Raw genomic sequence first — 4,834 nt, 5'->3', positions numbered from 1 at the left:
GGGGGGGGGGGGGGGGGGGGGGGGGGGGGGGGCCGGGCGGGGCGGGGCCGGAAATCACCCCAGCAGCTCCCGGCCACGCCCCGACCATCGCCGCACCCGACCCCGGCCCCACCAACCCGGCCAGCCAGCCAGCCGAGACCCAACCAGCTCGACCGAACACCCCGCCCCCAAAGAGACCCACCCCAAGCCCAGCCCTACGGCGCCAACGTCACCCCCGGCACCTCCTCCGTGGGGAAGCCGAAGACCTGCCCGTACAGCGAGATTTCGGCCTCCAGGGAGCGGATCATCGTCTCCGCGCGGCGGAAGCCGTGGCCCTCGCCGGCGAAGGCGAGGTACGCGTGCGGGACGTCGCGTCCGGCCAGGGCGGCGAGGAAGCGCTCGCACTGCGCCGGCGGGCACACCGCGTCGTCCAGGCCCTGGAGCAGTAGGAACGGCGCCCGAAGGTGGTCGGCGCGGTGCAGCGGGGAGCGTTCGCGGTAGCGGTCCGGCACCTCGGCCAGCGGGCCGACCAGGCCCTCCAGGTACTGCGACTCGAAGTCGTGCGTGCCGTCCGTCGCCCAGTTCACCAGGTCGAGCACCGGGAAGAGGATGGTGCCGCACGCGTACAGCGAGGTGCTGGTGAGCGAGGCCGCGGTGGTCCAGCCGCCGGCGCTGCCGCCGCGGATGGCCAGCCGGTCCCGGTCGGCGCCGCCCTCGGCGGCCAGCGCCTCGGCGACGGCCGCGCAGTCCGCCACGTCGACCACGCCCCACTGCTCGCGCAGCCGCTCCCGGTAGGGGCGCCCGTAGCCGGTCGAGCCGCCGTAGTTGACGTCCACCACGCCGATGCCGCGCGAGGTGAAGTACGCGGCCTGGAGGCTGAGCACCAGTGGGGAGCGGCTGGTGGGGCCGCCGTGTGCCCAGACCACGTAGGGCGGGAGTTCGCCGTCGGGCGCCCGGTGGTCGGGGTTGCGCGGGGGGTAGAGGTGGGCGTGCACCTCCCGGCCGTCCGGGCCGGTGAAGGTGCGGGCGACGGGCTGCGGGTAGTACGCCGGGTCCACCACGTCCCGGTGCGGTTCGCCGATCACCCGGGCATGACCGGTGCAGGTGTCCAACTCGACGACCTCGTAGCCGGTGTGCGGGCTGGCCGCCACGCCCACCACCCGGGTTCCGTCGACGGCGAGGGTCGGCAGCCACTCGGTCCACGGGCCGACCGCGTCGGCCGGCCGCAGTTCGGCACCGCCGCCGACCGCCCCGCTGTCGGCTGCACCGCCGCCGACCGCGGCACCCGGCGTCGGAGCGGCGTGCAGGTCGAGTATGCCGAGGGTGAGCGCTCCCCGGCCGTGCAGGGTGGCGACGAGCCCGCCGGGCAGCGGCGCGAACCAGCGGAAGCCGACCTTCCACAACGGTCCTGCGAACTCCTCATCGCGCGGGCACAGGTTGACCGCCGCGCCACTGTCCGGGTCGACCCGGTACAGGTTCCACCAGCCGTTGCGGTCGCTGGCCGCCAGCAGCGTCCCGTCGGCCGCCCACTCGGCCTGCGGAATCGACTCGCCGGGCCCACCGATCAGGGTGCGTACGCCGCTGAAGGTGCCGTCGGCGGTGATCTCCGCGGTCTTCAACTCGGTGCCGTCCCACGGCATGCGCGGGTGGTCCCAGGCGATCCACACCGCGCGCCGGCCGTCGGGCGAGCGGCGCACGCCGGTGACGAAGCGGTGCGTGTCGTCGGTGAGTTCGCGCACCGCCGCGCGGTTCTCGGCGGCCGAGCCGTCCAGCGGCACGGCGGCCAGCAGCCGGCGCACGTCGGTGGGCGCGGGCCCGGTGAACTCCTCCAGGACGCACCACACCTCGCCGCGCTCGGGCACCAGCACCGGGTCGATCCACCGCAGCCCGCCGCCGAGTTCCGACACCGGCGTCAACGGCGTGGGCTGGCCGCCGGCGAGGTCCGGCTCGTACGCGTACAGCCGCTGGTCGTCGAAGTGGCTGAAGACCAGCAGCGGGCCGCCGGCGGTGCGGGCGGTGGCGGCCCAGGAGGCGCCGCCGTACTCCATGACGCGGCTGCGCACGTTCCACGGGCCGGGCAGCAGCGATTCCTCGGTGCCCCCGGGGCGGCGGCGGACCAGCGTCCGCCGGCCGTTCTCGGCCGGGCGCGGCGAGGTCCACCACACCTCGTCGCCGACCACGCCCACATGCTCCGGGTTTCCGTCGTGCGCGGCGATGTGCTGCGCCCCGATCGGGGACCGCCAGGCTCCGTACGGGGCCGTGGTCACCATCTTCTATGCCTCCCGCAGAAAGTGGTCGAGGACGCGGACGCCGAAGTGCAGGGCCTCGACGGGCACCCGCTCGTCCACGCCGTGGAAGAGCGCCGCATAGTCGAAGCCCACCGGGAGCTTCAGCGGCGAGAAGCCGTAGCCGACGATGCCCAGGCGCGAGAACTGCTTCGCGTCGGTTCCGCCGGCCATGCAGTACGGCACGACGTGCGCGCCGGGGTCGAAGCGTTCGACGGCCGCGCGCATCGCGGCGAAGGTGGGCGAGTCGACCGGCGCGGTCAGCGGCACCTCGCGGTGGTGGTACTCCCACTCGACGTGCGGCCCGGTCAGCGCGTCGAGCGTGGCCGTGAACTCCTCTTCGCCGCCGGGCACCACCCGCCCGTCGACGAAGGCGGTGGCGCTGCCGGGGATCACGTTCACTTTGTAACCGGCGTCCAGCATGGTGGGGTTGGCGCTGTTGCGCACGGTCGGCTCGACCAGGGCGGCGGCGCTGCCGAGCCCGGCGAGCAGCGCGTCCACGTCGAAGCCGGCGTCGGGCCCGGCGCCCGGCCCGGCCACCCCGTACAGCGCGGCGAGTTCGCTCAGCGCGCTGCGCACGGTCGGGGTGAGCCGCACCGGCCAGCGGTGTTCGCCGATCCGGGCCACGGCGGCGGCGAGGTGGGTGACCGCGTTCTCCCGGTTGGTCTTGGAGCCGTGGCCGGCCCGGCCGCGTGCGGTCAGTTGCAGCCAGGCGGTGCCCCGCTCGCCCGCCGCGACGGGGTAGATGCGGTGCACCCGGTCGGAACCGGGCACGGTGCCGTGGAAGGTGAAGGCGCCGGACTCGCTGATGCCCTCGGTGCAGCCGGCGAACAGTCCCGGGTGCCGGTCGGCGAGGAAGCTGGAGCCGGCGTCGGCGCTGTCCTCCTCGTCGGCGGTGAAGGCGAGCACGACGTCGCGTCGGGGCCGTACGCCGAGCCGCTGCCAGGCGCGGACGACGGCGAGCATCATCGCGTCCATGTTCTTCATGTCGATGGCGCCCCGGCCCCACACCACGCCGTCGCGGATCTCGCCGGAGAAGGGGTGCACGCTCCAGTCGGCGGCCTCGGCCGGCACCACGTCCAGGTGCCCGTGGACGAGCAGGGCGGGGGCCGCCGGGTCGTGCCCTGCGATCCGGGCGACGACGTTGGTGCGCCCCGGCTCCCCTTCGAGCAGGGTGGCGTCCACGCCCGCCGCGTCCAGCCGCTCGGCCACGTACTCGGCGGCCGGCCGCTCCCAGCAGGAGCCGCCGCCGCGGTTGGTGGTGTCGATCCGGATCAGTTCCGAGGTGAAGCGCACCACCTCGTCGAGCGCCTGCTGGTCGAGCGCGGGCCCGCCGGCGGCTCCGGTTTCCTCAGTCGCTTCCATGGCTCCCCCCGATCAGCCGTACTGTTCCTCGACCGCCGCCGCCACGACGGTGGTCACCGCCTTGAAGCAGCGGATGCCCTCGTACATCGACGGCGAGGTGTAGACCACCCGCCGCTCGCCGTGCGGCTGCACGCCCGGCACCACCGTCGCGGCGCCGACCAGGTGTTCGGCGTCGAACTCCAGCTCCACCTGGTACGGGCCGCCCGATCGGGGCGCCTCCCGGACGGCGAGTGCGGTGGCCTCCCGGGCCGCGGCCCTGATGTCGGCCGCGGTACGGGCCGGCGGCCGGCACACCGCCGCGTACCGCGACACATAGTCCTTGACCGCGACCGCCTGCGCCCGCGGCGCGTACCCCTTGGCGTCTTCGCAGGTCAGGTCGTCGCCGGTGACCAGCACGACGGGGACCCCGTATTCGGCGACCACCAGCGCGTTGAGGTAGCCCTCGCTGGCCGGGACGCCGTCCACCCAGACGCCGGTGATGGAGTTGGCGAGGTAGGTGTGGGCGAGGACGCCCTCGGTGCCGGCGCCGGTGTGGTAGCCGACGAAGGCGATGCCGTCCACGTCGCCCCGCTGCACCCCCTCCACCATGCTCAGGCTCTTGTGCCGGCCGGTGAGGAGCTGCGCCCGTTCGTCGAGTTGTTCCAGGAGCAGGTTGCGCATGGTCGAGTGGGCCTCGTTGATGAGCACGTCGTCGGCGCCACCGTCGAGGAACCCGAGCACGGCCGCGTTCACGTCGGAGGTGAACAGCGTGCGGCAGCGCTCCCACTGTGGTGTTCCCGGCAGGACGTCGGCCGGCCAGGTCACACCGGTGGCGCCCTCCATGTCCGCGGAGATGAGGATCTTCACCATTCACCCGTTCTACCGCAGGCCAAAGGTCCGCGCACTGACCCTGACGGCAGTATTTGGCCCACACCACGCAATCGCCGCGCGCCTCCCTCGCCTGGCGCAGACCGGCAGCAGACCGCGACGCCGCCGGGTGGGTGCCCGTACGGGAGCGGGTGGGTACGCGAACGGAGGCGCGGGGAGGCAGCTCGCCTCGCCCACGCCCCCGTTCTGGAGCCGTGCTCCGGAGGCCGCGGCCCCAGGTGGGGACCGTGCCCCGGCCCGGGGCCCGCCCCGGTGGTTGGCGCGCCCCCCGGGGGGGGGGGGGGGGGGCGGGGGCGGGGGGGGGGGGGGGGGGGGGGGGGGGGGGCCGGGGGCGGGGG

General features: G+C 74.8%; 3 protein-coding genes. All 3 read right to left on the bottom strand.

Going from position 1 to position 4,834, the window contains the following annotated elements; genetic code table 11:
* Positions 1-194: 194 nt before the first annotated feature.
* Genes AAHZ94_RS28525 through AAHZ94_RS28515 form a run of 3 tightly spaced genes read right to left on the bottom strand, consistent with a single transcriptional unit; the run spans position 195 to position 4,475 of the window.
* A complete protein-coding gene (locus AAHZ94_RS28525) occupies positions 195-2,249 on the bottom strand; it encodes a prolyl oligopeptidase family serine peptidase (RefSeq protein ID WP_349996459.1) in 2,055 nt (684 codons plus the stop codon).
* A 3-nt stretch (positions 2,250-2,252) separates the two neighbouring features.
* Positions 2,253-3,629: a M20/M25/M40 family metallo-hydrolase gene (locus tag AAHZ94_RS28520; RefSeq protein ID WP_349996458.1), complete on the bottom strand. Its 1,377-nt coding sequence runs from the start codon at positions 3,627-3,629 to the stop codon at positions 2,253-2,255.
* Between the two features lie 12 nt (positions 3,630-3,641).
* Positions 3,642-4,475, bottom strand: a complete 834-nt coding sequence (locus AAHZ94_RS28515) for a M55 family metallopeptidase (protein WP_349996460.1) — start codon at positions 4,473-4,475, stop codon at positions 3,642-3,644.
* Positions 4,476-4,834: the final 359 nt, after the last annotated feature.

Origin of the sequence: Streptomyces sp. HSW2009 (genome assembly GCF_040240285.1) — a bacterium.
Classification (GTDB): Bacteria; Actinomycetota; Actinomycetes; order Streptomycetales; family Streptomycetaceae; genus Streptomyces.
Note: the sequence above shows the minus strand (reverse complement) of the source record. Positions and strands in the feature narration are given on the sequence as shown.